Source organism: Pantoea sp. MQR6, assembly GCF_022761075.1.
GTDB classification, from domain to species: Bacteria; Pseudomonadota; Gammaproteobacteria; order Enterobacterales; family Enterobacteriaceae; genus Pantoea; species Pantoea phytostimulans.
The window spans coordinates 761,847-788,254 of sequence record NZ_JAKYXB010000001.1; the positions used below are offsets into that span (position 1 = coordinate 761,847).

Genomic DNA, 26,408 nt, shown 5'->3' on the forward strand with positions numbered 1-26,408 from the left:
CATTCACCACAACGAGAAGGGCACTTACTCCACGTCTCTAAAGCGTTCGAAAACACCCGCTTTGCAAATGTCCTTATCGTTGTGAAAAAGAGCGGTTAAACCAAACTCCCGGAGTAACCGCCAACACATCAATCTCTCTACCCTAAAACACAGGTCCGTAAGCCAGACCTTCACAGCTGCACTGCATACTCACAACACCGATATCACCATCACAAACCAACTCGGCATCAGGGAAGAGATAAAGGAACGTGATCAAATCCCAGAAATTCGTGTTGGACATGTTCTTTGTGAGCTTCATGAGTATCTTCCATCGCTTCCGATGATGACAATGTACACATTATGTGATTTTAATGTCAAACACAAAATGTGATTTATTGTTTAAAAACACACTATGTGCATGAAATACTTGTGATTTAAATATTTATTTGAATGTATAAAACGATTAATATCGCTCGATGGGTTTTATGCATATAAAAAAGCCCGCTTAGTGGCGGGCTAATTCATTAGGTAGGTATGTAGGTATGAGAACCCGGCACAATGGCCGAGTTGATAGTTAATTCATTTGACTCTTATTTTTTGCAGGAGTGTCGTCAAGTAAATTCAGGGCGAATTGGTCAGATAAAGGTATCGGGTGCATTTCTGCGATCGATTTGACCTCGATCCCAACCTCTTTGCCTTTCTTTATCACCTCACCATCACAACTCCAAATCTCTGTGATTCCATTCGCTTTAGCAATTGATAAGATTTGCCTATCAAATCTTATTTTATTGGCTGTTTGATTAGAATCTATCTGTTTAGCAAATTGCTTAAATTCTTGAAGAGAAGGGAGTAATGAACACTCAATAGCAGCTAACTCCTCGAAGGGAATTATTTCAAAACAGTTCATACTTGATATTTCTGCTATATGGGCATGCTTGTTTTTTTCACCATCAATACCAAGGAGATACTCAGCAAGAACAGGGGTTGGGATTATTATAGTCCCTCCGTTACGTTCAATATGCTCAAGTAATGCCTTAGCTCTAAGCTCAAGGTTATCTATCGTTGTAAACCCATCTTCACCAAGGAGATTTGTACTAGATGAATTTTTTTTCATCAAACAAATTAAGATGTTGGTGTCTACTATTATTTTTTTCAACTGAAACTCCTGTCTTTCAGTATTAGCTCACCCTGATTTTCAATTTCATCCCATTTGTTAGCAGGATCACTGGATAAGCGATCAAGTCCCTCTGATAATTTTGTATCTTGTAGTTCAACGAATTTTTCAATTTTAAGGTTTTTAAGCTTCCATGCACCGTCCCTCTTTTCGTGCTGGGAATCGCCGCAAACTCTAATTTTTTTAAATAAGTATTTAGCCAGTCTTACTGCATCTGGTTTGGTGGCAGTGCAAATTAAAATTTCACCACCATTGCCCCTAAGCCTTACTGATACTGAGTCTCTGTTCTTTTCAACTATATGATAAAGCTCACCTTGTATTTTGGTGTTTTTCTTTGTTATGAGTATCGGTTTTTCATCAGCAGCAGCTCTAACTGAGCTTAAGAGATTATTATTAGAGTAAATTTCTGCTGAGAAATTATCCTTTGAAATTCGTTTTGCTAATTTACTAACCTCAAGGTTTTCGATTATGTTCGCACAAATTACGTTGTGGGCAACGGCATTGGTCGTATACGTATTAATTTCGACGCACCCCTCCGTAACAGACTCGAATCTGACGTCCTTTTCTTCTCCATAAAGTGCAGCGAGATCGGCAAGATAGCCAGCCAGCTTATTCATTGGAATTTCGGCTGGGCTAATGCCATTTATTACTAGCTTTAAACTAAGTAACTCGCTCATAAAAAAGCCTATAAGATAGGGGTACTAATGCATAACTATAAAGCATATGCCATTGTTGTAAATAACGCTGAGTGGTATCTTTGCAACCTCTCCCAAGCGTCTCTTCCGGCTACAGACTCGCCTTCTCCTTAGCTAAATGTCTCTTCTGGCCACTGAGCCTTAACCACCTTTCCAATTATGCGACAACTGTGGTCGCAATCCAGGATCCTGTACGAGGGGTTCAGCGGCACCAGATAGCTAACTCCGCCATCCAGCTCATACTTCTTGAACGTTACTTCTGAATCGCCGTTCGCTGAAGCAACGCAGAAATCACCTGTCACTACTGGTTCTGCCGGATCAACCAAAATTAGCATGCCTTCAGGAAAGCTAGGTCGCACGCCCTGTGGCGCAGTCATAGAGTGGCCTTTCACTTCGAGCCAAAAAGATTTTTCGCTGGCTTTTTTAGTTGTGGCTACCCATGCCTTAGCATCACTGGCTGTATAGCTTCCCACTTCTGAGAATGGGCCTGCTTGGACCGATGCAAAGAGAGGGTAGTCGTATTGTTTGAAAACAGTAGCTGAATCGTCACCAAACATAATTCTTGCCGGAGACACGCCGAGAGCAGCCCCTAATAGTACAGCATCATCGGCGCTAACTTTTCTCGCTCCGACCTCATAGTTGCCCAAGCGTGAAGGAGCCGCCCAGCCACAAAGTTTGGCAAGCTGAGCCTGACTCAATCCTTTGCTTTCTCTTAGGGATTTAATCCTTTCCCCAATCAATTCATGCATTGTTTTCATCCCCTAAATTTAACACGAAGCGTGATTGCTGTATCTACACGTATTGTCATTGACACTTAATCACGAATTGTGTGTAATTGGGTGGTGATTAATTCGCGGAGAAGACAATGAACACTATCGCCGAGCAAAGAAAAAAGCTCGCCATATCCCAAGCGGCATTGGCAGATGTAATCGGCTGGGGACAATCAAGAGTTGCCAATTATGAGTTGAGCATCCGAAAACCAGGCTTGGATGAATGTCGCATGATTGTGAGCGGACTAAACAAGCTTGGAGTCAACTGCTCCTTAGATGATGTATTCCCCCCACGCAAATCCAAGAAGAAATGAATTTAAAGCATTCCGTTAATTTTCTGTAACCACAGTAAGAGGAGTTCAACAGTGGGTAAACCTGAATGGCAGATAGAAAGGCAACCGGCCTGGCTTGTGGTTGCTATTAAGAAAACCATCACCGATTTGCCTGGCGGATATGCAGAAGCAGCTGATTGGCTGGGCGTTACTGAGAATGCTTTATTCAATCGTCTTCGTGTCGATGGAGATCAGATATTTCCCTTCGGTTGGGCAATGGTCCTTCAGAAGGCAAGCGGCACTAAACACATTGCCGATGCTGTATCACGCAATTCAAACAGCGTGAACGTGCCGCTGGTGGAGGTTGAAGAGGTAGAGAACGCCGACATCAATGTGCGCCTTCTCGAAGCGCTGGAGCAGATTGGCTCGTATTCACAGCAGGTCAGGGCAGCTATCGAAGATGGTGTGATTGACTGCGAAGAGAAGGAGCAAATCGAAAGCGAGCTTTACCGCTCAATAGTAAAGCTTCAGGAGCATGCAACGCTGCTGTATCGCGTTTTTTGCAGGCCGGAAAAGGTGAACGCCACAGGATTGCAGCCCGTGGCGCTCGATGCGACTAAATCAACGTGTGTGGAGAATCAATCGCGTGATCAATTTAACCAGAAAAACTAAAACTCCGCAATTTCGTTGCCTTCCTGTGGCTGGTGGCCGTCAGAACGGCCAGCCGTTGCGGTATGTACTCAATGTACCTGGATGCAGCGAAGAAGTTAACCACAGCTTCGTTAGCTGGGCTGTGGGTGAATTTAATAACTTACGGAAGATTTAGCCATGAGCAGGATATTCGACATAGTTCAGTCAATGTCTGGACAAAAAAACGTGGTGGTTCTGCCTCGCCCTTATCTGGATTTCTTCAGAGGTGAGCAGCAGGCGCATGCTCTCGCTGCGGTTTTGAACAATTTAGTGTTCTGGTCGGCTCATGGTGATGAGGATGGCTGGTTCTACAAAACCTATGAAGAGCTTGGTGAGGAAGCTGGTGGTTTAAGCAAAGACCAAACTGAGCGCCTGGTTAAAAAGCTGGTCAGAACCCATTTATCTAACGCTATTTCCATGCGCGTGAAAAAGGTGAACGGAACACCAACAACCCATTACAAAATCAATGGCGACGAATTAATTTCTCGCATTTTCAAAGGGTTTTCTGAAACCGCGAAGTCGCGAAAACCAAACCGCGAAGCTGCGAAATCAAAACCGCGAAGCTGCGAAATAGAAAACGTGGAATCGCGGAATCTTGGAAACCGCGAAGTCGCGGAATCCTTTCTCTATACAGACTTTAAAACAGACTATGACTTACAGACTAATAAACCTTCATGTCCGGTCGCTGCGCAACCTGACGCAGAGTCTGCTTTTAAATCTTCTCATCCTGAAGCTGTAATTTTCAGCGCTAAGAAGCGCCAGTGGGCCAGCCAGGAGGATTTGCGTTGTGCTGAGTGGATTTGGTCGCGCATCTCAAAGCTTTATGAAGAAGCCGCTGAGTCAGATGGCGAGGTCGTTAAGCCCAAAGAACCTAACTGGACAGACTGGGCAAACGAAGTGCGCCTGATGCGCTCTCAGGACGGTCGCAACCATCGTCAAATCTGCGAATTATTCGGGCGAGCTAACCGCGATGCCTTCTGGTGCCGCAACATCCTTAGCCCATCGAAGCTGCGTAAGAAATGGGACGAACTGTCATTAAAGCTTAGTCAGAGCGCCACACCACGCAGCATCACTGATATCCCAGAAACCTACAGCGAGCCAGTTGGCTTCCGAACCGAGTAACAGGAGTGAACATGATGAATATTGAAGCAATGATTGTGACGCACCTGTTAGCCAACCCGGGGCAGACAACGGCGCAGCTGGCTAAGTCTACCGGTGTCCGCCGTATTCAGGTGAGCAAGTCTATTGGCACCCTGACTCTTATCGGCGATGTCTTCCGCGATAACCAGTGCCGTTACTTTGTGTCTGAGCCAGCCAGTGAGGGTGATGACAGCTTTTCATTACTGAGCTATAAGGCTTATCGCCTTGAAGAAAAGAAGCTCTGGCGTCGTGCTGCGGAAGTCTGGCTGCGTGCAATGGATTCAACCCGCAAAGAGGGGCTGCGTCAAAAGGCCGTTCTGCGTCGTACGCACTGCATCGTGATGGGTTCGGTACGCTGCGAACGCTACGCCGGAATAAACAGCGGTCGGGTCAGTGAGAGCAATCTTCGCGAGGTTATCAGATGAACAACCGGTTGATGCACCACTACGAACTGAACGTGGTTTTTTACCAAAGCATTCGCACTGCGGCACTGATGATTACCGCGCTGATTATTGTCCTGGCATGGGAGCTGAAAACAGCATGAGCACACTGGCAAAGATTTACGACGACAAGAAGAACACTGATACCAACATCACTACCCGCAAAACTTATTTGCTGGGCGTTGATGAGCTCTACGTCGAAAATAATTACAACATCCGGGAGATTGACCAGACCCACGTCGAGGAATTCCGCGACGCCTTTATCGCTGGTGAGCACGTGCCTCCGCTGGCTGTTAAGGTCACGGAGAAGGGCATCAAGATTATCGACGGCCATCACCGATACTACGGCGCGAAGCTGGCTCAGGCAGCAGGGTATGAACTGCGCCTTGAGTGCAAAGACTTCGTAGGCAGTGAGGCTGACAGCGTGGCGTTCATGGTCACCAGTAGTCAGGGTCGCGCCTTGTTGCCGCTTGAACGTGCAGCCGCATATCAGCGCCTGATTAATCAGGGGTTAGAGCCATCCGAAATCGCCACCAAGGTTAAGCGTTCGATCACCGACGTTGAGCAACACCTGCAACTACTGACCGTTGGCGAGCCGCTGATTGAAATGGTGAAGGCTGGAGAAGTGGCCGCAACCACAGCTATTGCCATGCAGCGTGAACACGGCGTGAAAGCATCAACCGTTGCCCAGGAGCAGATGCAGAAGGCCAAAGCAGCAGGCAAGAAGAAGCTGACGAAGGCCGACGCTATGCCACAGTTCAGCGCAGCCAAAGCACGCCGCCTGTTAGAACTGCTCAGTGTGTCCGATATGGATAACGTAGAGGATGGTGCGTTTGCTCTCTATGTCGGAAAAGATCGCCGCGAAGAAGTTTTGGCAATCATCAATGAGTACCGCGAAGGGATGCCGCAGGCGTTCAAAGAAGCGGAGCAGCCGCAGCAGGATTGCGACGATGAACTACCGCTGACCCGTCAGGACATCCTTGAGCAGAGTGGCGTTGAAACATGGGCCTGTGCCATTGCCTGCTTCGGACTCAAACCCGAATACAGCTTCGCAGAGTCGAAATACGCGCACGTATGGGCCTCAGATTCAGTCGAAGCGCCAGTAATGATGGTTGTGCCAGCCGATACCATTAAAAAGGCTCTACGCCTCATTAAAGAGCATGAGGATAACCTTGAGCTGAAGCTCTGGATTGCTGACCAGTTCGAAGAGCCAGACAGTGAGGGTACCCATTTTCAACGCTTCTCATCGGTACTGATTGAAACCCGCCTGGATAAGCCGTGCACGGTTCAGGAATTCACCGCGCTGGTGGAGCAAACGGATCGTGAATGCTGGTCAAACATTCGCATGCTGCGTCAGGCAGTTCGTGAGGTAGCCGGGCAGATGACCATTCCAGATGTTGGGAGTGTGTCATGAGCAGCTATGAAACGTTAATTGGAGCCTTTGCATTCACTGCCATTTACTTTTTTGTAGCTGGCCTTGTGGCTGAGCATAGTTGTTCAAATAAATACATGGACATCAGCAGCCCGCTCCCCTCTCTTCTGCGAGGGCTGGCTTGGCCGCTGGTGGCATTTAAATATCTCGTGCTTATGTTATGGGGTGGACTGTGAAGTTAATCCTGCCGTTCCCGCCAAGCGTAAACGGCTACTGGCGGGCAACGAGTATGGGTATGAAAATTAGCGCCTCCGGGCGCTCTTTTCGCATCAATGCCTTTGCCGCCGTTATGGAACAGCTAAAGCGTGCACCTCAGCCCATTACAGTGAACGTAGAAGTTAACGTGCTGCTGTTCCCGCCAGACAAGCGGAACCGTGACCTTGATAACTACCAGAAAGCGCTGTTCGACAGCCTGACACATGCAGGTATATGGGTGGATGACAGTCAGATAAAGCGGTTCTCTGTAGAGTGGGGCGAGCAGACCAAAAAGGGCAAAGCAGAGGTAACTATCAAGCCATTTGTAGCAGTGGCCGTATGAGGTCCGCACCTGGTTACATGAACAGTAAAAGTGGTTATAGTAAAAGGGCTTACTGGCGAATTGCAGTCGCCACAGGCAAAGGTTGGTCCCGTTCATTTGCAGATGATGGGGCGGGACCGGTTAAAAACAGTGTGTGGAGAAGAGAACATGCCAAATCAGGCAATGGGCGTAGCTACGCCTGCATCAAACTCAGTAATCCTTTCATCAAGCACCTCATTAAGCGTGCCTGTCATCATGTACCGAGAGCAGCGGGTGATCACAACTGACCTTCTCGCTAAAGGTTATGGTGCCGATTCAAAAAGTATTCACATGAACCTCATGAGAAATGGCACTCGCTTCGAAGAGGGGCGTCACTATTTCATGCTTAAGGGCGACCAGCTCCGTGACTTTAAGAACCTACCCACTGTAAGTGGTGTGGTTGATAAACGCACAAGTCAGCTGATTCTCTGGACCGAGAAGGGCGCAGCCCGAATGTCAAAGATCGTCGATACGGACGAGGCATGGTCATTCTACGAAAAGCTTGAGGAAAGCTACTTCAGCCTGCGTGAAGTCCATGGAGTGATGCTGCCTGATATCTCTGACCCGATTAAGCTGGCTCGTGCATGGGCTGATGCAATGGAAGCCAAACAACAGGCAGAAGTGCTGACTCACCGACAGGCACAGTATATCGATCACCTTGAGAACCTGTTCAGTGATGGCCTGTCACCAGTTCAGTTCTGCAAGCGCCTGAACGGTGTCAATACCAGCAAGATAAGCGCCTGGCTTCAGGATGCAAACTGGCTCTATGACGATAACCCTAATGGCAACCATGCGCAGTGGCGTGTTCGTTCTCAGGCCCGTGATAAATATCTGACCGAGAAAAGCAGCAAGATTAACCCAACGTCAGCGGCAAGCTTCACTACTCACCAGCCGGTACTGCTTCGTGATGGCGCTGTCTGGCTTTACCGGAAGTACCTCAAAGGCCAGATGCCAATGAAAAAGTCATGGAATGGGGAGTACACCCACGACAAAGAGCTGGCAGGTAACGCATGAGAGCACTGCTTACACCTGAAATCGCACCGCGCACGGGGATTGTGCTGCTTAAGCCTGGCTCGGACTTGCTTCACCTGTTCCGTAACCGCGTTCTGGTCTGCACACCGACACCTGACATGGAAGACCTGCCATCCGGTCGCATCAATGACGGCACACAGCCATTGCTGGACGAAACCTCGTTAGAGCCATTCTTTAGCCATGAACGCGTAATCAAAGCTGCTGGTGGGATGAATGCACTGACGGCTTTCGTCCGTACCTTTGAGTGTTGCCAGCTGCATGATGCGAAAACGTGGCATCACCACGAATATACGCTGCTTGAGACCGAAATCGGCCTGGTGTCATTGTGTTATAGCCATGATAATGAACTCCGGGAAAACGGCATTCCGCTGTCAGTTGAAAACATAGCTAAAAGCAATATGGCGCTATGGATCATCAGAACCGCCAGTTATGAACTGGGCCTGACAGGTGAGCACCACTTAACGCTGCCTGAACTGTGCTGGTGGGCATCCCTGAATGACGTAATCGACCTGATACCGGAGGCACCGGCAAGGCGCGTTCTCCGCATGCCAAAGGACAAAGCAGGCACCGGCACGCTAAAAGAGTCTTTCATCGCGCCAGAGCGACGTGCAACCGAAGTAATTCAGGATGCCGCGCTGGTGGTCAAAAAGATAATCAGCCTTCACGCCGATCCTGAGTCGCCGGAATCATTCATGAAACGCCCCAGGCGTAAGCGCTGGGAAAGTACGACGTATACGCGGTGGGTTAAGTCACAGAAGTGCGCATGCTGCGGCACGCAGGCAGACGACCCGCATCACATCATCGGACACGGACAGGGAGGAATGGGTACCAAGGCGCATGACTTATTTGTGATACCGCTATGCAGAGCGCATCACGATGAACTGCACCGGGATATGAAAGCGTTTGAAGAAAAATTTGGCAGTCAGATTGAACTGCTGTTCAGATTCCTCGATCACGCGATTGCAGTCGGTGTGATTGGGACAGACAAAAAATAAAGTGTGTGGAGAGGATTAACTATGCGTGACATGTCACAGGTATTAGAGCGTTGGGGTGTATGGGCAGCAAGCGGCAAGACGAATATCGGCTATCCACGTATTGCTGCGGGGCTTTCACGGTTACTTCCAGCCAGTCGGGCCGGTAAGCCTTCCTGCTGCGATGATGACGGTATGTTCATCAACGAGGCCATGATACGGCTCTGTAAGAGCGATGAGCACCTTTGTGCACTGGTGGAATGGTACTACATCGACAGACTGCCGTTACGGGCACTGGAAAAGAAATGCGGGGTCTCTTACAACACGGTTTCCCTGCGTATTCAGAAAGCGGAAAGCTTTATTGATGGTTGTCTCAGTGCGCTGAATATCACCCTTGAAATGGATCGTGAGTGCAAAAAAGAAAATATCGTCACGCCATTGATGAAAAGGGTTGTGTCATGACAAAACCGGCTTTAATCTGCTATGAGTTGTCACTACGCACTGACACATAACATTCGAAACCTCGCCAATTGGCGGGGTTTTTTTATGCCCCAATGTTTTCAGAATTTGTCAGGAGTTACTGAAAATAAATTTATGTTAATTTTTTTGAGTTGCTGCTAATCCCCCTAAGCGGCGGGGTGAAATGGTCTTCATAGCTAACGCTGTGGGTAATCTTGCACAAGCCATATTGATCATTATGTGGCTTACCGGGAGGCACCCGGGGCGGCAACTTTAACTCAGCTATGCCCTCTGAATTTTCATAATCAAGGGAATTTAAGACATGGCTGAGTTAACCAAATTTAATTTTAATCTTTCCTAAAAGATGATTTAAATCCTGTTGCCGACGGGCAAGGTACTTACCGCTATAGCATCAGGGTCCAATACAAAGAGGTCGCCATCAGAGCGGCCTTTTTTCGTTTTTGCGCACGCCAAACAGTCTCCACACACACTTTGACGCCGTGGCGTTGCGCATCTTTTCTAAGACTACAAACAGCACCGCCCGTTATCACGGAGGTGTATATGAGTATCGATATGAGCAAACTGGCATCAGGCGCGGCATACGGCGCATCAGCCGGGACGATTGCCAACGGTCTTTTGACCAGGCTGAGTCCCGATGAATGGAGTGCTGTTGGCGTTCTGGCCGGTATTCTGGTCGCGCTACTGACGCTCGGTATCAACTGGTATTACAAACGCAAAGCAACACTCGCGCAGATTCAGGCGCTTCAACGCTGGCCTACCGCACCAGACCTGACTGAGGAATAAGCTATGGGGATGTCAAACAGCCTGCGCAACACGCTAATAGCTGCTGCGGGGGGCGGCTCCATGCTTATCGCCACAGTATTTCTTGGTGGTAAAGATGGAGTAGAGGGTCGGGTGTATGAGCCTTACAAAGATATAGTTGGTGTCTGGACAGTCTGTGATGGTCATACCGGAACCGACATCATCAAGGGCAAAAAGTACACCGACCGCGAATGTGATCGACTGTTATGGAATGACCTTCAGCCGGTTAAGAAGTCTGTAGACAGCATGGTCAGGATTCCTTTGGGCGAGTATCAACGGGCAGCACTCTATAGCTTCACTTACAACGTTGGTTCAAGTGCTTTCTCAAAATCAACGCTCCTGAAAAAGCTTAACGCTGGTGATGTTGATGGTGCGTGTGAAGAGCTTCGCCGCTGGATTTACGCTGGCGGACAGAAATGGCGCGGCCTGATGAACCGTCGCGACATGGAGCGTTCAATGTGTCTGGCGGAAAGCAAAGATGATCTCAAAGGCTAAGGCTTCAATATTTCCCGCTCTGGTGGCTGTTATAGCAATCGTGACAGCCATGTCAGTAGCTCTTTATTACCGGGGCAACGCCATTGATTACAAAGCACAGCGAGATAAATCCAAAGACGCGCTGGAGCTGGCGAACGCCACTATCAGTGACATGCAGACACGCCAGCGAAATGTTGCTGCGCTAGGTGCGAAATACACAAAGGAACTAGCTGATGCTAAAGCGACTATCGATCTGCTTCATGACGACGTTATTGCTGGCAAGCGTCGGTTGCAGCTCAACGCAACCTGCCCGGAACAATCCTCCACCGGCACCGCCAGCCTGGATGATGCAGCCAGCCCCCGACTTACTGACGCCGCTCAACGGGATTATTTCGCCCTCAGAGAGCGAATCGAAACAGCCGGAAAGCAGATAGCCGGGTTGCAAGAATATATCAATGAGCAATGTCTAAATTAAGCAGAGGAAGGTATGAGCGAAGCAAAGCCGCAAGATGGCAGCACCGTTAAGGGCTATCGGACACTTGGCCCAAAAGAAATTGAAGACATGAACGAACTGAAGAAAACCAGCCGTGATTTCTGCCAGTTACTCGAAAAGCAAAAAGCCTGGGTGCAAGACGAGCTTTCTGTGACAGGCAACCACTCAGTAGAAGCGCATGAAGCAGGCCGATGCTTATCTATCGCTCGCACCAAAATGCAGGAAGCATGTATGTGGGCTTGTCGCGCCGTCGCCCGTCCAGATGCAGATTGCTGAGTAAGCATCACAAGGCCCATTTGCGAGTGTGCCTAATGATGAAAAAAGCGGCCCATCCGTGGGCCAAGGACATGGTAGGAGTTCTTTATGGTTTTAGGTTTTACATAAAATAAATTAGCTAATGCTCAGGCGACAACAAGCGTAAGCGGTTGCTTTTTTATGCGATTAAGAATCCTCCGACAAGGGGTACGATTAGCCACGCTGTGAAGCGTTGCGGCGGCGGGTTAATCAGGCAAGAGTAACAAGAAGCTAAAGATTAACCGTCTGTGTTATGATGAGCTCCACTCACAAAAAAAGGCCGAATACCATGTCCTACTTCGCTCAGATGATGGACCGTATTGCCAAAATCAAAACTGAAGCCAAATGCCCTATTTGTGAAAAAACCTCTAAGCAATCGATTACAAAGATTTCCCGAGAGCAGCCTTTACTCTGCCCGCATTGTAAGGCTCTGTTCGTTATTCACGGATAATGAAAGCAAAACCACTAAGCCGCCTACGGGCGGTTTTTTATTTTATGCTGAAAACTGCATTCAATGAGTTCACTTTTTAGCATAAACACAATGAATCATCGACTGGTGGTCTCACCATTGCCCGGCCAAGTAATCATTAACTCAAATCCTTCCAGAATAAAATTCTAAGCGCCCGTCACGGGGCAACAAACCACAGAGCCTTGCGGGGTGAGTCTATGGGGTAAGCAGTAATGTTTTCACTCTGTGGGCTGCTTTTATCCGCGTGAACTTAGGCTCACCACCGAAAGGAAAGCAGATGTCATTACGTCGAAGAGAGAGACAGGGCGGAAGAGTCTATGTCGCCACTGATGGACAGCTAATTAAGATCGGCATGTCCAGCAGAGGCAAGTGCCTGAGCCGGTTTTCTGAGCTGAAGAAACAGTTCGGATTTAGAGTCACCGATAGCTTCATCACCGAAACGCGTTTTGATTACCGGCTAATAGAGCAGGCGGCGCATGAAAAGCTGTCAGCTTTCCGACTAAACAACGAGTTCTTCTCAGCCTCATTTGCTGACGGAGTTCGCGCGGTGAATGAAGTAATCATCGAGATGGACTCTCATGGCTTCAGCGGAAACGTGAAACCTTAAACACATCCAGCCAGCAGGAAATTCTAAATGACTACGACTACACGTATTGTTAAGGCAATTGTGACGCTGCCAATTTTAGGAACAGTCAGTCGTGACGAATGCGGCGAAGTTATAAAACACGGCGAGAAATATCTTATCAGGGTTTATGCCGCTAAACCTGACTGGAAAGAGAAGAAGTCTTTTCGCGACATGTTATATGTAGGTGGTCTGAGTGGGCAGGGTTATACAGAATCACCATATAAACGCTCTTTGGATGTCCCTCTTCCTGAAGGTCATGAGCTGGTGGCTCTGAAATTTGATGATCTCGGAATACCCTGCTGGGACAGCTTGCCAATTCATATCGACCAGTGGTTTTCACCCACAGGCTCAATGATCATTACCTTCTCTCAAGAAGTGAATATCCAAGATGGCATGCTAGCGAAAGCCATCGAAGAACTTTTGAACAAAGAACTGAAGCCGGGCGGACTGCTGTACAAGGCTAATCACTAATGCCTTCAGCCATCCCACGCGCTTGCAGAAAGCTTGGCTGCGGTAAAACAACAACTGACCGTTCTGGATATTGTGAAGCCCACCGTAATGAAGGGTGGCAGCAACATCAGAGAGGTCAGACCCGACATCAGCGAGGTTACGGCAGCAAGTGGGAAGCTATCCGAGCTCGCATCCTGAAGCGTGACCGACACATCTGCCAGCAATGCCTGAAGAACGGCAAGCCTGTTCCCGCATCCACGGTTGACCACATCAAACCTAAAGCACATGGCGGCAATGATAGCGATAGTAATCTGATTGCGATCTGCTTCAAGTGCCATAAGGCCAAAACCGCGCGGGATCGTTTAAACCAAAACTAACCCTTAAAGGTAAAAGCATGACTGATTCATTAAGTGATTCAGGGCGCGCGCACGTCGGTGCTAAGGCATTGCGACCTGCTTGTTCCGTTGAGGGGTGTGGGTTGCTAATCAGAGCCAACAACACTCCGTATTGTGAAAAACATTACATGCGCGTTCGCCGACATGGCTCGACAGAAAAGTTAAGCACGCTCAAGCCGGGTAATCTCATCCACTCGGGTGGTTATGTACTGGTAAACGCTCCCACTCACCCGTTAAGCCGTAACAGTAACCGAGCCTATGAGCATCGCGTCGTCTACCACCAACAGCATGGTGACGGCCCTTTCAGCTGCCATTGGTGCGGCACCATGGTTACCTGGGATGATATGCATGTCGATCATCTCGATGACTGCAAAACCAACAATGCTGAGTCAAACCTTGTTGCCAGCTGCGCCGTGTGTAATCAGAAGCGCGGCAGTGAAAAGATGAAGGCCACCCACAGAAATAAGTCGCACCGACGTTATACGGCTCATGGCAAGACTATGTGTCTCAATGAGTGGGCTGAGCATCTTGGCATTTCCCGCAACTCGATTGAGTACCGACTGAAGGCAGGCTGGGATATCAACAAAGTATTCAGTCCACGCATCGGGAACAGCGGCCCGCCAAGCAGGAAGCTTGCCAGAGCGGCGCATGACAACATCAAATGAGAATCACCATCGGAAAATGATTTCAAATGCAATCATTTTGATGTGAATGATATTCATTATCATTTGAGGGTGGGGCGGGGGAAAAGTTCAGGGCTCTGGCCTCAAAGGACCGCCGCCTAACCTTTTTTCACACCGCCGCAGGTTACAAAACTTTTTTAGGGGACCCTGAAGGTTAGATCAATAGGAGTTTTCAATCATGTCTGGACCGCCGAGAATCCCGACGGCTCTGCGTTTGGTCAAGGGGAACCCATCCAAACGGGCTTTGAACAAGGCTGAGCCAAAACCGCCTTCAGGGGTACCCCTAATTCCGAAGCATTTTAATAAACAGGAAAAGTACTGGTTCAAACGGATCGGTGAGGAGCTGGACTGCTCCGGGGTTATTTCCAAACTTGATGGCATGGCGCTTGAGCTATTAATTGGCGCATATGTTGAATGGCGTAAACACCGCGACGTAATCGATCAGGTTGGTGAGACTTACAACGTAACCAATATGGCGGGGGAAACTTTGGTAAAGGCTCATCCGCAGGTTGCGATGATGTCCGATGCCTGGAAACGTCTGCGGGCAATGATGTCTGAATTCGGCATGACTCCAGCTTCTCGCAGCAAAGTTAGCAGCGACGGGCAGGGGGAGGCCGATCCTCTGGAAGAATTTCTTAAAAAGCGCAAATGATGAATGGCAACCGTTCAAGCTGGAATTCAGTACGCCGAGCGCGTGCTGTCTGGCGAGATTGTTGCTGGCGAACTGGTACGCCTCGCGTGCCAGCGATTCCTCAATGATTTAGAGCATGGGCCGGAACGCGGTATCTACTTCAGTGAGGACCGCGCTCAGCACATTCTCGACTTTTACAATTTTGTTCCGCACGTCAAAGGCGCACTGGCAGGCAAGCCGATTGAGCTGATGCCGTGGCATGTCTTCATTCTGATTAACCTTTTTGGCTTCATTATCCCGCTGATTGATGAAATCACGGGTGAACAGGTGCTGGACGAAGATGGCGACGGCGTCATGGTTCGCAGGTTCAGGACGGCTTATAACGAAGTCGCACGTAAAAACGCTAAATCAACAGTGTCTTCAGGTATCGGTCTTTACATGACCGGCGCTGACGGAGAAGGGGGCGCGGAGGTCTATTCAGCCGCAACGACCCGCGATCAGGCACGAATAGTTTTTGATGATGCGAAGAACATGATCAAGAAGGCCCCGCGCACGCTGGGCCGGTTATTTGGTCATGTAAAACTGAATATTCATCAGGAACGTTCCGCTTCAAAGTTTGAGCCGCTCTCAAGCGACGCGAATAACCTGGACGGCCTCAACATTCACTGTGGCATTGTCGATGAGCTCCACGCTCACCGTACGCGTGATGTCTGGGACGTTCTGGAAACCGCAACCGGCGCACGCCTCCAGTCGCTGCTTTTTGCCATAACCACAGCCGGAACCAACAAAGAGGGGATCTGCTTTGAACAGCGCGACTACGCCATAAAAGTGTTGCGCGGCGTAGTTGACGATGACACGTATTTTGCCGTGATTTACACGCTGGATGAAGAAGACGATCCGTTCGATGAGGCTAACTGGCCCAAGGCGAACCCCGGACTCGGCATTTGTAAGCGCTGGGACGACATGCGGCGACTGGCTAAAAAAGCCAGAGAACAGGTAGCCGCCCGGCCAAACTTCTTTACCAAACACCTGAACATCTGGGTAACCGCTGAAAGCGCCTGGATGGATATGGATCGCTGGGCAAAAAGGGAGGGCATTGCAGATTCTGAAGAGCGTAAAAAATGGCCGCTATGGGTTGGCGTCGATTTGGCTAACAAAATTGATATCTGCGCTGCGGTGAAAGTATGGCGAGACCCGACAGGAAAAACCCATACGGAACCGAGGTTCTGGCTTCCCGAAGGCCGCATAGAAACGGCTCCTAACCATATTGCTGAGCTGTACCGCAAATGGTCTGACGCCGGTTTTCTGGAACTGACTGACGGAGACGTTATCGATCACGGCTTCATCAAAGCAGAAATCGTTGAGTGGGTGAAAGGTGAAAGCCTGAAAGAAATAGCCTTCGACCCATGGAGTGCCACGCAATTCAGCCTGGCGCTTGCCGAAGAAGGGTTACCTCTGGTTGAAGTCGCCCAGACAGTAAAAAACCTTTCGGAATCTATGAAGTCTGTTCAGGCCGAAGTTTATGGCAGCAAAATCCATCATGACGGTAATCCCGTGATGACCTGGATGATGTCAAACATAACCGTCAAGCCCGACAAGAACGACAACATCTTCCCGAACAAATCCACGCCTGAAAACAAAATCGACGGGCCGGTCGCGTTGTTTACTGCCAAAAGCCGGTTGCTGGTTAATGGCGGCAATGACGCACAAGACCTGAGTGGTTTCTTTGAAAATCCGATAATGATAGGTGTCTGATGAACAAGAACAAGCAGCCGGGCAGGGTTAGAAGCGCCTTGCTGAACTGGCTCGGCGTGCCGATTGAGCTTACGACCGGGACGTTCTGGCAGGAATGGATGGGGATGAGCAGCAGCGGGAAGGTGGTATCGACTGATAAAGCGATCCACCTTTCCGCCGTCTGGGCCTGTGTAAGGCTGCTGAGTGAATCCGTATCTACGCTACCGCTCAAAATTTACGAGCGTCAGAAGGACGGGTCACGAAAACCGGCAACCAGTCATCCTGCATATCAGGTGCTGTGTCGCCGTCCTAACATGGAAATGACGCCGTCGCGCTTTATGTTGATGCTGGTTGCCAGTATATGCCTTCGCGGGAATGCCTTTATCGAAAAAAAGATGATAGGCATCAAGCTTGTTTCACTGCTTCCTCTGTTGCCACAAAACATGGTGGTGAAGCGGCTTGAAAGTGGGCGGCTTGAGTACACCTATACCGAAAACGGGCAAAAGCGAGTCATCCCTGAAAAGAACCTGATGCACATCCGTGGATTCGGCCTGGACGGTGTCTGCGGCATGATGCCAATGAAGGAGGGGCGTGACGTCATTGGCGCGGCGATGGCGGTCGAAGAGTCGGCGGCAAAAATCTTTGAGAACGGCCTGCAAAGTTCCGGCTTCCTGTCCGCTGAAAATGCGCTGGATGCAGAGCAAAGGGAAAGGCTGCGCGGCTATATGCAGGCTTTTACCGGCTCGAAAAATGCCGGGAAGATTATGGTGCTGGAAGGCGGTCTGAAATATCAGAACGTCACCATGAACCCAGAAGCCGCCCAGATGCTGGAATCACGCGCTTTCAGCATTGAGGAGATATGCCGCTGGTTTCGCGTTCCGGCGTTTATGGTCGGGCACGCAGACAAGCAGAGCAGCTGGGCGTCCAGCGTGGAAGGGATGAACCTTCAGTTCCTGACCAATACGCTTCGCCCACTGCTGGTAAATATTGAGCAGGAGATTTCGCGCTGCCTGCTGGATGGTGATGAAGACCTGTTTGCTGAGTTCTCGGTTGAAGGTCTGTTGCGCGCCGACAGTGCCGGACGGTCGGCTTACTACACAACGGCGCTGCAAAATGGCTGGATGTCCCGCAATGACGTTCGCCGCCTTGAAAACATGCCTCCGATTGAAGGCGGCGATTTGTACACCGTTCAGCTGAACCTGACGCCACTTGAAGACCTGAAGAAAAACAGTCAGGCCGCACAGGCGGCAACGCTTCTGAAAATCCATAACTACGTTTTTCCCGATATTCCGTTCGAACAATCTCCGCTTAAAAAAGCGGCTTAGGAGCAATTCCCATGACACTGAAAAGCCTTCCGGCAGCACCGGCGGGGCGGCCTTCTGCACTCTCAAAACGGGATTTGCCGTCTGCTGCTATGGAGCGCTGGAACGGCGGTATTAAGGCCGCTAACGCTGATGAAAACAGCATTTCAATCTTTGATGTGATCGGCGCTGATTACTGGGGCGAGGGTGTGACCGCCAGCCGTATTGCTGGCGCGCTGCGTTCCATGGGCGGCGCAGACGTCACGGTCAACATTAATTCGCCTGGCGGGGACATGTTTGAAGGTCTGGCGATTTATAACCTGCTGCGGGAATACAAAGGAAAGGTCACCGTAAAAGTGCTGGGCCTTGCGGCATCAGCTGCCTCCATCATCGCGATGGCCGGGGATGATATCCAGATTGGGCGGGGTGCTTTTCTGATGATCCATAACTGCTGGGTTTATGCGATGGGCAACCGACACGATCTGGCGCAAATCGCTGCTGACATGGAGCCGTTTGATAAAGCCATGGGCGATATCTATTCACACCGGACCGGCCTCAGCTCAGAGGATGTGGCCGTAATGATGGACGGCGAAACCTATATCGGCGGCAGCGATGCAGTTGATAAAGGTTTTGCAGATCGCCTGATGTCAGCCGATGAAATCGCCGACGACAACGACAGCCCCGCTGCGGCGCTGCGTAAGCTTGACGCGCTTTTGTCAAAAACCGACACGCCACGCTCTGAACGTCGAAAACTTCTTAAAGCATTAACGGGCAGCAAGCCGGGCGCTGCTGCCAGTCCTGAAGGTATGCCGGGCGCTACCGACGAAATAAACCCTGAAAACATTCAACAACTTCAAAACGCGCTGGCCGCGTTCGGCAAATAAGGAAACACCATGTCAGATGTAAATGATTTACTGAAGAAGGTTTCAGCAAAACTGGAAGAAGTGTCCGGCACTTTCAGCCAGAAGGCTGAAGATGCGCTGAAAGAAGCGAAAAACTCTGGTCAGCTGTCTGCCCAGACCAAAGAAGCGGTGGACAAGATCGCCACCGAATTCAATGCGCTGACTGAAGCGAACAAAACCATCAAATCTTCACTGGGTGAGCTTGAGCAGCACGTTGCCAACATGCCGCTGAATAGCGCTAAAAAGGTTATTGAGACAGTCGGTCATGTTGTTATCAGCAATGAAGCACTGAAGAATTTCGCAGCCAGTGTGGAAGGCGGCAAGCGCGTCAGCATTCCGGTTAATGCCGCGCTGCTGTCAACGGATGTCGCAGATGGCGTGGTTGAGCCTCAGCGCCAGCCAGGTATTGATACTGCACCGAAACAACGCCTGTTTATCCGTGATCTGATCGCGCCAGGCCGTACTTCTTCACCGGCTATTTTCTGGGTACAACAGACCGGATTTACTAACGCTGCGAAGGTGGTTCCTGAAGGGACGGCTAAACCTTACAGCAACATTGAGTTCGCAACCAAAATCACGCCAGTCACGACCATCGCGCACATGTTCAAAGCGTCCAAACAGATTCTGGACGATTTCGCGCAGCTGCAATCCACGGTCGATGCTGAAATGCGTTACGGCCTGAAGTATGTCGAAGAGCAGGAAATTCTGTTCGGTGACGGTACCGGGGCGCACCTGCATGGCATCGTGCCGCAGGCTACCGCGTTCAGTGCTGCGTTCAGCGTTGAGCAGCAGAACGGCATTGATGATCTGCGTCTGGCAATGCTTCAGGCTCAGCTGGCCCGCTTCCCGGCGTCCGGTCACGTTCTGCACTTCATTGACTGGGCGAAGATCGAACTGACCAAAGACACGCTGGGCCGTTATATTCTGGCAAACCCGTCCGCGCTGACAGGCCCGACGCTGTGGGGCCTGCCGGTTGTCGCCACCGAAGCTGCCGCATTCCAGGGGAAATTCCTGACCGGTGCGTTTAACGCTGCCGCGCAGTTGTTTGATCGTGAAGATGCCAACGTGGTTATTTCCACTGAGAACGCCGACGACTTTGAGAAAAACATGATCTCAATTCGTTGTGAAGAGCGTCTGGCACTTGCTGTGAAGCGCCCGGAAGCATTTATCTACGGCACCTTTACCGCACCGGCAGCCGCTGGCGCGTAATTCATGACGGCGGCCTGCGGGCCGCTTTTCATTGAGGAGCACACCATGAAACTGCGATCTATTAAGCCTATCTATCACGGCGGCACGGTTCTTACCGAAGGCACTGAATTTGAAACGCTTGAGCAACACGGGCGTCAGCTGGTGGAGCGTGGCTATGCCGAAGAGCCCGGCACGAAGAAATCATCTGACAATGAAGGTGATAAAAAACCCAAGGCTAAATCTAAGTAAGGGGTTTCCATGCTGACCGTTGAACAGGTGAAATATCACTGCAACCTTGAGCAGGAATTCACTGAGGATGACCCCTGGATAACGGCCCGCATTAAAGCTGCGGCACGGTATGTGGAAAAATATACCCGCCGCAGGCTTTATGAAAAGGCTGATGATCCACAATATCTGGCCGACCCTGACTCACTGTTATATGGCGAAGATATTGAAACGGCCATGCTGATGTTGATTGCTCACTGGTATGCAAACCGTGAAGCAGTGAACGTTGGCAATATAACTTCATCACTGGACTTTGCTGTTGAGGCGCTTTTACAGCCTTACCGGATTTATGGCGTATGAGAGCCGGACCTCTGCGTTACCGGGTTACGCTGCAAAAACCCGCTACAGGTCGTCTTCCTTCAGGTCAGCCAGCAACCGGGTGGGTCGATATTAAGAGCGTGAGAGCGTCGATTAGTGATGTTTCTGGTCGCGAACTGCTGGACTCAGGCGCGGAAATTTCAGGGACCACATCACGCATCTGGATTCGCCATGTGCCAGGAGTGGTTATCAGTGCTGGCTGGCGTGTTGTTCATAATCCACCTACCGGAAACGGTGAGGCCTATGACATTAAGTCAGCCATAACGGCTGAAAACGGCACACGTCTGGAACTGCTTTGTGAGAAGGGGGTTAAACAGTGATTAGCTCTAACCTCGATTTTTCCGGGCTGAATGACATTGCCCGCGAACTTGAGTTGCTGAGTAAGGCCGAGAGCAAACAAGTATTGCGTCGTTCTGTCCGGGCTGGTGCCGAAATCATTCAGCAGGAAGTCGCAGACACAGCGCCGGAAAAAACCGGCAAACTTAAACGAAATATCGTTGTGCTCTTTGGTAAAGGCGCGCCGGGTGAAGCGGTTGCGGGCATTCATATTCGCGGCACAAATCCCGATACGGGCAACAGCGATAACAAAATGAAAGCCTCATCGCCTAATAACGCTTTTTACTGGCGTTATCTGGAGAACGGGACATCTAAAATGGCTGCACATCCGTTTGTCCGACCGGCTTACGACAAGAAGCAGGAAGAGGCCGCTAAAGCGGCTTTTGACGAGCTCAATAAAGCGATTGATGAGGTGCTGTCGAAATGACCGAAGCCGATATTTATCCGCTTATTGGCGAGCTGGCTGGCGGTAATGTTTTCCCTTACGTCGCGCCGTCCGGGACGTCAGCGCCGTGGATCGTTTTCCTGCTTCCATCTGCTGTTTCGGAGGACGTGTTTTGCGGCCAGGCGGAGAAGGTTACTACGCTGCAAGTAGACGTCTGGTCACAATCCACTGATGAAGCCCGCACCATTCGCAATCAGGTGCAGGCTGCGCTTCAGCCGCTGCATCCCGTATCTCTTAATGAAAGCAACGACTACGAGTCTGACACGTCCCTTTACCGGGCAACGCTGGAAGTTCAGCTCTGGACTTAACCCCCTGAATCAGCCGCCTCCGGGCGGCTTTTTACTATCTGGAGATACCCATGTCCTCAAAGTACGAAAAAACGCAGGGAACGAAAATCAACGTTTCCGCCGAGCCTGCAACCGAGGCGAATCCGTCAGGGGCGACCTGGCAGAGCATCAACTGCTCTACCAAGGAGATCAGCTTTACTGGCGGACAGAAGTCCGACATTGAAACCACCACGCTCTGCTCCACTGAGCAGGAGATGACAAACGGGCTGGCCGCACCGGGTGAAGTCACCCTGTCGGGAAACTGGTCTGCTGATGAGGTGGGACAGGAAACGCTGCGTCAGGCCTATGACGGCGACACGCTGCATGCCTTCCAGGTAATTTTCCCTTCCGGTAATGGCTATGCGTTTCTGGCAGAAGTGCGCCAGAACAGCTGGAGCGTCTCAACGGCTGGCGTCGTGACGGCATCCTTTACCCTGCGCGTTAAGGGCAAGCCCGTTCCCGTTCTTCCTGCGCCTGTAACACCTTAATGGCAGCGGCGAAAGCCGCTTTTCCTGACTCATTACGAGAAGAATAAAATGGCAAAAGACGCATCACGCAATCCTCTTCGCGCTCTGGCACTGGCTCCGATGGCGGGATTTCGCAGCAAGATCGTTGCGGTCCCTGAGTGGGAAAATGCAAAAGTTAAGCTGCGTGAGCCCTCCGGTGAAGGCTGGCTTGAGTGGCAGCAGATTATTAATCCAGGCCCTGAAGGCGAAGAGGAAATCCTGACCGCCGCTCAGCGTGCACTGCGCAATAAAAGTGCCGATGTCGTGCTGTTCATTGACGTACTGCTTGATGAAGAAGATATGCCGGTATTCACCGCCGAGGATCGCCCGCAGGTTGAGCAGATTTATGGTCCGGTTCATGCGCGACTTCTGAAGCAGGCGCTTGACCTGAGTACGTCGCAGGCCGCTGCGGAAGCAAAGTAAAAGAGCCCGGCACGTTTTTCCTGATGGCGCTGGCGCTGCGTCTGGGGCGCACCCTGCACGAACTTAAAAGCACCCTGACGGCAAGTGAGCTCAGAATGTGGATTGAGTTCGACCGCGTGAATCCAATCAGTGACCGGCGTGGTGATATTCAGGCTGCTCAGGTTGCTACTGCCGTGCTGAATTCTCAGGGGGCAAAAGTGAAGCTGGATGATGTGCTGCTTCAGTGGCGGGAGCCTGAACTTGTGGAGGAATCTGACGGGCTCGAAAACTTCTTTGCTGCGCTGGCAGGTTAGCGCAGCCATTACAGGGTAATTTATGGCTACGCTGCGCGAACTTATCATCAAAATATCTGCTAACTCCTCTTCATTTCAGAGTGAGATTGCGCGGGCGTCCCGTATGGGGACGGACTATTACCGCTCAATGGAGCAGGGTGGCCGTAAGGCAGCGGCAGCTGCCCGCGAAAGTCAGCGGGCCATTCAGGAACTTAATGAGCAACTGGTGACAACCCGCGAAACGGCGCTGGAGATGACCGGCGTGTTTGCGGGTGCCTTTGCGACCGGGCATCTTATCGAGCTGGCAGACAACTGGAATGCCGTTAATGCGCGACTGAAGCAGGCTTCACAATCCACCAGTGAGTTCAGCACGGTGCAGAAGTCGCTGATGGAAATCAGTCAGCGCACCGGCACTGCCTTTGGGGACAATGCCGATCTGTATGCCCGTTCTGCTGCCTCAATGCGCGAATTTGGCTACAGCGCTCAGGATGTACTGAAAGTCACTGAAGCCGTATCAACCGGCCTGAAGCTTTCCGGTGCCAGCACTGAGGAAAGCAGTTCTGTCATCACGCAGTTCAGCCAGGCGCTTGCACAGGGCGTACTGCGAGGCGAAGAATTTAACGCGGTGAACGAAGCCGGTGATCGCGTCATTCGTGCGCTGGCAGCAGGCATGGGCGTTGCGCGAAAAGATTTAAAGGCGATGGCCGATCAGGGTCAGCTGACCATTGATAAGGTTGTCCCGGCGCTGACCAGCCAGCTGGGTAAACTTCAGAGCGAGTTTGCTTCCCTGCCAGCTTCCGTGGCGGGTTCAGTCACCAAAGTGCAGAACGCCTTTGAGCAATGGGTCGGTGAAGCGAATACCACATCGGGTGCCACTGCCAGCCTGTCAGGTGCGCTGGAAGGCGTTGCCAAAAACATCGATACCGTTGCGACCGTCGCCGGGGCACTGGTCGCGGTGGGGGCTGCCCGCTTCTTTGGCGGCATGGCGTCGGGTGCGCTTTCTGCCTCTGCGGGTATCATTACCGCTTATAAAAATGAAGTGGCCCTGACGCAGGCGCAGATACACGGGACACAGATTTCCACGGCGCGGGCGCGAGCCGCAATCTATCGGGCACAACAGGCGCTGGTTGCGGCACGGGGCACGACAGCGCAGGAGGCGGCAGAACGTCGTCTGGCTGCGGCGCAGCTGGCTGTTACGAGAAACGCCGCCGCCCGCACCGCCGCTCAGGAGCGACTCAACAGCATGACATCGCTGGGTTCCCGGCTGACCAGCAATGCGCTGGGTCTGGTCGGGGGTATCCCCGGTCTGGTGATGCTGGGTGCCGGGGCATGGTACACAATGTACCAGCGGCAGGAGCAGGCCCGCGAATCTGCGCGGGCTTATATGAATACCCTGGAGGACGTAAAAAAAGCGGCTCCGGGCATGGCGCTGCCGGAAGTTTCTGATAATCAGGCGCAGACCAAAACATCACTGGCGGAACAGAACCGGCTGGTCGATGAACAGGCTCAAAAAGTAAGTCAGCTTAAAACGGAGATTCAGGGCTATCAGCAGATTATTGCCAGCCCCGGCCCCTCCGTGGGCGGTTACCTCATTAATCACCTAGTCAGCATGGAGTCGGTTTCGTCGGGTCTGGAGGAGGCTACATCAAGCCTTGCGGTAGAGCAGGAACGGCTGAACCAGATGCAGTCGCGATCTCAGGACGTGCAGTCTGTTCTTGAAACGCTGGAAAACCGACGCGTCTTTTTGCTGAGGCAACAGGCATCAGAGCAGAACTCTGTTTACCAGTCGCTTCTTATGATGAACGGCCAGCACACCGAATTTAACCGGCTCATGTCTCTGGGCAATCAGCTGCTGGAAGCCAGAAGCGGTCTGGGCAGTGCACCGTTTCGCATTCCCGCCGCTCAGCTGAGCACCAAACAAAGCGCGCTTATTCAGAAGTCTGAGCGGGACAGTGAGATTGCCGGTCTCTCTGGCGTCAACCGCATCAGAAGGCAGGCTGAATACTCAGCTGATGATGCCGGGCTGACGAATACGCCGGAATATACAGAGGCGCGCCAGAAGTTCATCAGTAATACGGTGGAGGCGTGGCAGAAGCAGGAAAACCTTTCTGAATCTCTGAAGGCAGGTAAAAAGGCGCTGAGCGATCAGGCCAAGGAAGAGCGTTCTGCCACTCAGGTGGCTGAACAGTATTCCCGCAAAATAGCTGACCTCAGCGTTGCCACAGAGGTTCAGCGCATCAGAGCGTCTCAGGGGGAAAAGGCCGCAGACCTTTACGCCGCTTCACATGAGAACGGGGCCAAGTGGACTGACGAGCAAAGAAAGGCTATTCAGGCTGCTTCAACACAGCTGGCTATCTGGTCACAGAAAGCTGACGAGGCTGTCCGCAAGCAGCGTGAAATGACTGAATCCCTTAAGGACCTGCGTGAAGCCGCGCGTAAATACAGTGATGATGCAGCGCTTACTTCCGGTACCGCAGGTATGGGAGACCGCCAGCGTGATCGGTTTAACGAGCAGCAGCAGGTTGAGCGCGTCTTTGATAAAACCGACAAGGGGGCGGAAGCCATGGCTGCTCGCTCTGCGGCGCTGGACGCCCTCGATAAAAAGTATCAGGCAACCGCTGCGGCTGAACAGGACTGGTTATCCGGTGCATCGCGTGGGTATCAGAACTGGCTGAGCAGCACCAGTGATGTAGCCGGTACTGTATCGCAGGGCATTACCACCACGATGGACAGTGCGCTGGATAACATGTCAGCCATGCTGGTGGGCAGTCAGGCCGACTGGAAGTCGTGGGGGCTTTCAGTTCTTCAGATGATTTCCAAGGTAGCGCTTCAGATGGCCATAGTGAACGCTATGAGCAGCGCGGGTTCATCGTGGGGAAGCATTCTGGGTTCGGTTGCCAGCAGTTTTGGCGGCGCAGCGGCAGGAGCTGCCGGTGCAAGTTCGGCAGCATCAACGGGTGCAATGGGCATGTCTACAAGCTTCAGCGCATATGATGGAGGCGGATTTACCGGCACAGGCGGAAAGTTTGATCCTGCTGGCATCGTGCATAAAGGGGAATTTGTATTCACGAAAGAAGCCACTGATCGCATCGGCGTTTCTAACCTTTACAGTCTGATGAAAGGTTATGCAAATGGTGGGGTCGTGGATGGTGCTGCGGGTATCAGCGCGTACTCTTCCGGCGTTGATAATGCGTCTGGCAAAGGGAGCACAATTATTCACGTTGATGCGCCGGTAAGCATCGTTCAGGGTGAAGGTTCAGGCGATACTTCAACTGCAAATACAACCAGTGCGGCAATACAACTAAAATCGATAGTGCAGACTACAATAACCGAAAGGTTGCGCAAAGAAATGTCGCCAGGCGGGGTTCTATATAGAGGGTGACAAGCGCGACATTGATAAGATAATCTTCTTTATATTTCGAAGGA

At 51.1% G+C, this 26,408-nt stretch carries 37 protein-coding genes; 34 read left to right on the plus strand and 3 right to left on the minus strand.

All coding sequences use genetic code 11. The features are described from left to right. Positions 1–553: 553 nt before the first annotated feature. From MUG06_RS03390 to MUG06_RS03400, 3 genes are all read right to left on the minus strand, one after another. The gene (locus tag MUG06_RS03390; RefSeq protein ID WP_243077716.1) at positions 554–1,135 is read right to left on the minus strand and encodes a type II toxin-antitoxin system VapC family toxin; all 582 of its coding nucleotides are present in this window, start codon (positions 1,133–1,135) and stop codon (positions 554–556) included. After that, positions 1,132–1,830, minus strand: coding sequence for a hypothetical protein (locus MUG06_RS03395; RefSeq protein ID WP_243077717.1), 699 nt, complete (start codon positions 1,828–1,830; stop codon positions 1,132–1,134). Before MUG06_RS03395 ends, MUG06_RS03390 begins: the two co-directional genes overlap by 4 nt. Before the next feature lie 128 nt (positions 1,831–1,958). Then, complete coding sequence (locus MUG06_RS03400) at positions 1,959–2,606, minus strand: LexA family transcriptional regulator (protein ID WP_243077718.1); 648 nt, start codon at positions 2,604–2,606, stop codon at positions 1,959–1,961. A gap of 107 nt (positions 2,607–2,713) precedes the next feature. Here MUG06_RS03400 and MUG06_RS03405 point away from each other — a divergent pair, with 107 nt between their 5' ends. The 34 genes from MUG06_RS03405 (at position 2,714) to MUG06_RS03570 (ending at position 26,364) form a co-directional block, all read left to right on the plus strand. Further along, positions 2,714–2,932 carry a helix-turn-helix transcriptional regulator gene (locus MUG06_RS03405; protein ID WP_243077719.1) on the plus strand — a complete coding sequence of 73 codons (219 nt, stop codon included), beginning with the start codon at positions 2,714–2,716 and terminating at the stop codon, positions 2,930–2,932. Positions 2,933–2,983: 51 nt separating this feature from the next. Beyond that, entirely contained in the window at positions 2,984–3,562 is a 579-nt protein-coding gene (locus MUG06_RS03410; RefSeq protein ID WP_243077720.1) for a YmfL family putative regulatory protein, read from the plus strand. A gap of 186 nt (positions 3,563–3,748) precedes the next feature. Further along, positions 3,749–4,702 carry a replication protein 15 gene (locus MUG06_RS03415; protein ID WP_243077721.1) on the plus strand — a complete coding sequence of 318 codons (954 nt, stop codon included), beginning with the start codon at positions 3,749–3,751 and terminating at the stop codon, positions 4,700–4,702. An 11-nt stretch (positions 4,703–4,713) separates the two neighbouring features. Continuing rightward, on the plus strand, positions 4,714–5,145 hold the full coding sequence (locus tag MUG06_RS03420; protein ID WP_243077722.1) for a PerC family transcriptional regulator: 432 nt from the start codon (positions 4,714–4,716) through the stop codon (positions 5,143–5,145). Further along, positions 5,142–5,264 (plus strand): hypothetical protein, encoded by a 123-nt coding sequence (locus MUG06_RS22790; protein WP_279233912.1) that lies wholly within the window; start codon positions 5,142–5,144, stop codon positions 5,262–5,264. Before MUG06_RS03420 ends, MUG06_RS22790 begins: the two co-directional genes overlap by 4 nt. Beyond that, positions 5,261–6,574 carry a ParB N-terminal domain-containing protein gene (locus tag MUG06_RS03425; RefSeq protein WP_243077723.1) on the plus strand — a complete coding sequence of 438 codons (1,314 nt, stop codon included), beginning with the start codon at positions 5,261–5,263 and terminating at the stop codon, positions 6,572–6,574. The genes MUG06_RS22790 and MUG06_RS03425 overlap by 4 nt, the downstream gene beginning before the upstream one ends. Continuing rightward, positions 6,571–6,768: a hypothetical protein gene (locus MUG06_RS03430; protein WP_243077724.1), complete on the plus strand. Its 198-nt coding sequence runs from the start codon at positions 6,571–6,573 to the stop codon at positions 6,766–6,768. The genes MUG06_RS03425 and MUG06_RS03430 overlap by 4 nt, the downstream gene beginning before the upstream one ends. Beyond that, positions 6,765–7,130: a RusA family crossover junction endodeoxyribonuclease gene (locus tag MUG06_RS03435; protein WP_243077725.1), complete on the plus strand. Its 366-nt coding sequence runs from the start codon at positions 6,765–6,767 to the stop codon at positions 7,128–7,130. Before MUG06_RS03430 ends, MUG06_RS03435 begins: the two co-directional genes overlap by 4 nt. A 147-nt stretch (positions 7,131–7,277) precedes the next feature. Next, positions 7,278–8,162 carry an ORF6N domain-containing protein gene (locus MUG06_RS03440; RefSeq protein WP_243077726.1) on the plus strand — a complete coding sequence of 295 codons (885 nt, stop codon included), beginning with the start codon at positions 7,278–7,280 and terminating at the stop codon, positions 8,160–8,162. Continuing rightward, on the plus strand, positions 8,159–9,175 hold the full coding sequence (locus MUG06_RS03445; RefSeq protein WP_243077727.1) for a DUF968 domain-containing protein: 1,017 nt from the start codon (positions 8,159–8,161) through the stop codon (positions 9,173–9,175). Before MUG06_RS03440 ends, MUG06_RS03445 begins: the two co-directional genes overlap by 4 nt. 21 nt (positions 9,176–9,196) lie before the next feature. Continuing rightward, positions 9,197–9,613 (plus strand): antiterminator Q family protein, encoded by a 417-nt coding sequence (locus MUG06_RS03450; protein ID WP_243077728.1) that lies wholly within the window; start codon positions 9,197–9,199, stop codon positions 9,611–9,613. 558 nt (positions 9,614–10,171) lie between these two features. After that, the gene (locus MUG06_RS03455; RefSeq protein ID WP_215846368.1) at positions 10,172–10,414 is read left to right on the plus strand and encodes a phage holin; all 243 of its coding nucleotides are present in this window, start codon (positions 10,172–10,174) and stop codon (positions 10,412–10,414) included. Positions 10,415–10,417: 3 nt separating this feature from the next. Further along, complete coding sequence (locus MUG06_RS03460; protein ID WP_279233913.1) at positions 10,418–10,927, plus strand: lysozyme; 510 nt, start codon at positions 10,418–10,420, stop codon at positions 10,925–10,927. Continuing rightward, complete coding sequence (locus tag MUG06_RS03465) at positions 10,911–11,381, plus strand: lysis protein (protein ID WP_279233914.1); 471 nt, start codon at positions 10,911–10,913, stop codon at positions 11,379–11,381. The genes MUG06_RS03460 and MUG06_RS03465 overlap by 17 nt, the downstream gene beginning before the upstream one ends. A 12-nt stretch (positions 11,382–11,393) precedes the next feature. Beyond that, positions 11,394–11,675, plus strand: a complete 282-nt coding sequence (locus tag MUG06_RS03475) for a hypothetical protein (protein ID WP_243077729.1) — start codon at positions 11,394–11,396, stop codon at positions 11,673–11,675. A 307-nt stretch (positions 11,676–11,982) separates the two neighbouring features. Further along, on the plus strand, positions 11,983–12,144 hold the full coding sequence (locus tag MUG06_RS03480; RefSeq protein ID WP_279233915.1) for a YnfU family zinc-binding protein: 162 nt from the start codon (positions 11,983–11,985) through the stop codon (positions 12,142–12,144). Between the two features lie 295 nt (positions 12,145–12,439). Continuing rightward, the gene (locus MUG06_RS03485) at positions 12,440–12,769 is read left to right on the plus strand and encodes a GIY-YIG nuclease family protein (RefSeq protein WP_243077730.1); all 330 of its coding nucleotides are present in this window, start codon (positions 12,440–12,442) and stop codon (positions 12,767–12,769) included. Between the two features lie 27 nt (positions 12,770–12,796). Next, positions 12,797–13,258, plus strand: a complete 462-nt coding sequence (locus tag MUG06_RS03490; RefSeq protein ID WP_243077731.1) for a hypothetical protein — start codon at positions 12,797–12,799, stop codon at positions 13,256–13,258. Then, on the plus strand, positions 13,258–13,614 hold the full coding sequence (locus MUG06_RS03495; protein ID WP_243077732.1) for an HNH endonuclease: 357 nt from the start codon (positions 13,258–13,260) through the stop codon (positions 13,612–13,614). The genes MUG06_RS03490 and MUG06_RS03495 overlap by 1 nt, the downstream gene beginning before the upstream one ends. Before the next feature lie 17 nt (positions 13,615–13,631). Beyond that, entirely contained in the window at positions 13,632–14,297 is a 666-nt protein-coding gene (locus MUG06_RS03500; RefSeq protein WP_243077733.1) for an HNH endonuclease, read from the plus strand. A gap of 196 nt (positions 14,298–14,493) precedes the next feature. Beyond that, the gene (locus tag MUG06_RS03505) at positions 14,494–14,967 is read left to right on the plus strand and encodes a phage terminase small subunit P27 family (RefSeq protein ID WP_243077734.1); all 474 of its coding nucleotides are present in this window, start codon (positions 14,494–14,496) and stop codon (positions 14,965–14,967) included. A 3-nt stretch (positions 14,968–14,970) separates the two neighbouring features. After that, complete coding sequence (locus MUG06_RS03510) at positions 14,971–16,701, plus strand: terminase TerL endonuclease subunit (RefSeq protein ID WP_243077735.1); 1,731 nt, start codon at positions 14,971–14,973, stop codon at positions 16,699–16,701. Further along, a complete protein-coding gene (locus MUG06_RS03515) occupies positions 16,701–18,005 on the plus strand; it encodes a phage portal protein (protein ID WP_243077736.1) in 1,305 nt (434 codons plus the stop codon). Before MUG06_RS03510 ends, MUG06_RS03515 begins: the two co-directional genes overlap by 1 nt. A gap of 11 nt (positions 18,006–18,016) precedes the next feature. After that, on the plus strand, positions 18,017–18,865 hold the full coding sequence (locus MUG06_RS03520; RefSeq protein WP_243077737.1) for a head maturation protease, ClpP-related: 849 nt from the start codon (positions 18,017–18,019) through the stop codon (positions 18,863–18,865). 9 nt (positions 18,866–18,874) lie between these two features. Beyond that, positions 18,875–20,092 carry a phage major capsid protein gene (locus tag MUG06_RS03525; RefSeq protein WP_243077738.1) on the plus strand — a complete coding sequence of 406 codons (1,218 nt, stop codon included), beginning with the start codon at positions 18,875–18,877 and terminating at the stop codon, positions 20,090–20,092. A 45-nt stretch (positions 20,093–20,137) separates the two neighbouring features. Continuing rightward, the gene (locus MUG06_RS03530; protein WP_243077739.1) at positions 20,138–20,320 is read left to right on the plus strand and encodes a hypothetical protein; all 183 of its coding nucleotides are present in this window, start codon (positions 20,138–20,140) and stop codon (positions 20,318–20,320) included. A 9-nt stretch (positions 20,321–20,329) separates the two neighbouring features. Next, complete coding sequence (locus tag MUG06_RS03535; RefSeq protein WP_243077740.1) at positions 20,330–20,656, plus strand: head-tail connector protein; 327 nt, start codon at positions 20,330–20,332, stop codon at positions 20,654–20,656. Beyond that, on the plus strand, positions 20,653–20,994 hold the full coding sequence (locus tag MUG06_RS03540; RefSeq protein WP_243077741.1) for a phage head closure protein: 342 nt from the start codon (positions 20,653–20,655) through the stop codon (positions 20,992–20,994). The genes MUG06_RS03535 and MUG06_RS03540 overlap by 4 nt, the downstream gene beginning before the upstream one ends. Beyond that, the gene (locus MUG06_RS03545) at positions 20,991–21,437 is read left to right on the plus strand and encodes an HK97-gp10 family putative phage morphogenesis protein (protein ID WP_243077742.1); all 447 of its coding nucleotides are present in this window, start codon (positions 20,991–20,993) and stop codon (positions 21,435–21,437) included. The genes MUG06_RS03540 and MUG06_RS03545 overlap by 4 nt, the downstream gene beginning before the upstream one ends. Further along, complete coding sequence (locus MUG06_RS03550; RefSeq protein WP_243077743.1) at positions 21,434–21,763, plus strand: DUF3168 domain-containing protein; 330 nt, start codon at positions 21,434–21,436, stop codon at positions 21,761–21,763. The genes MUG06_RS03545 and MUG06_RS03550 overlap by 4 nt, the downstream gene beginning before the upstream one ends. Positions 21,764–21,813: 50 nt before the next feature. Continuing rightward, positions 21,814–22,269: a phage tail tube protein gene (locus MUG06_RS03555; RefSeq protein ID WP_243077744.1), complete on the plus strand. Its 456-nt coding sequence runs from the start codon at positions 21,814–21,816 to the stop codon at positions 22,267–22,269. Between the two features lie 48 nt (positions 22,270–22,317). Next, a complete protein-coding gene (locus tag MUG06_RS03560) occupies positions 22,318–22,710 on the plus strand; it encodes a phage tail assembly chaperone (protein WP_243077745.1) in 393 nt (130 codons plus the stop codon). A 23-nt stretch (positions 22,711–22,733) separates the two neighbouring features. Beyond that, the gene (locus MUG06_RS03565; RefSeq protein WP_243077746.1) at positions 22,734–23,003 is read left to right on the plus strand and encodes a DUF4035 domain-containing protein; all 270 of its coding nucleotides are present in this window, start codon (positions 22,734–22,736) and stop codon (positions 23,001–23,003) included. A gap of 22 nt (positions 23,004–23,025) precedes the next feature. Continuing rightward, on the plus strand, positions 23,026–26,364 hold the full coding sequence (locus MUG06_RS03570) for a phage tail tape measure protein (RefSeq protein ID WP_243077747.1): 3,339 nt from the start codon (positions 23,026–23,028) through the stop codon (positions 26,362–26,364). Positions 26,365–26,408 lie beyond the last annotated feature (44 nt).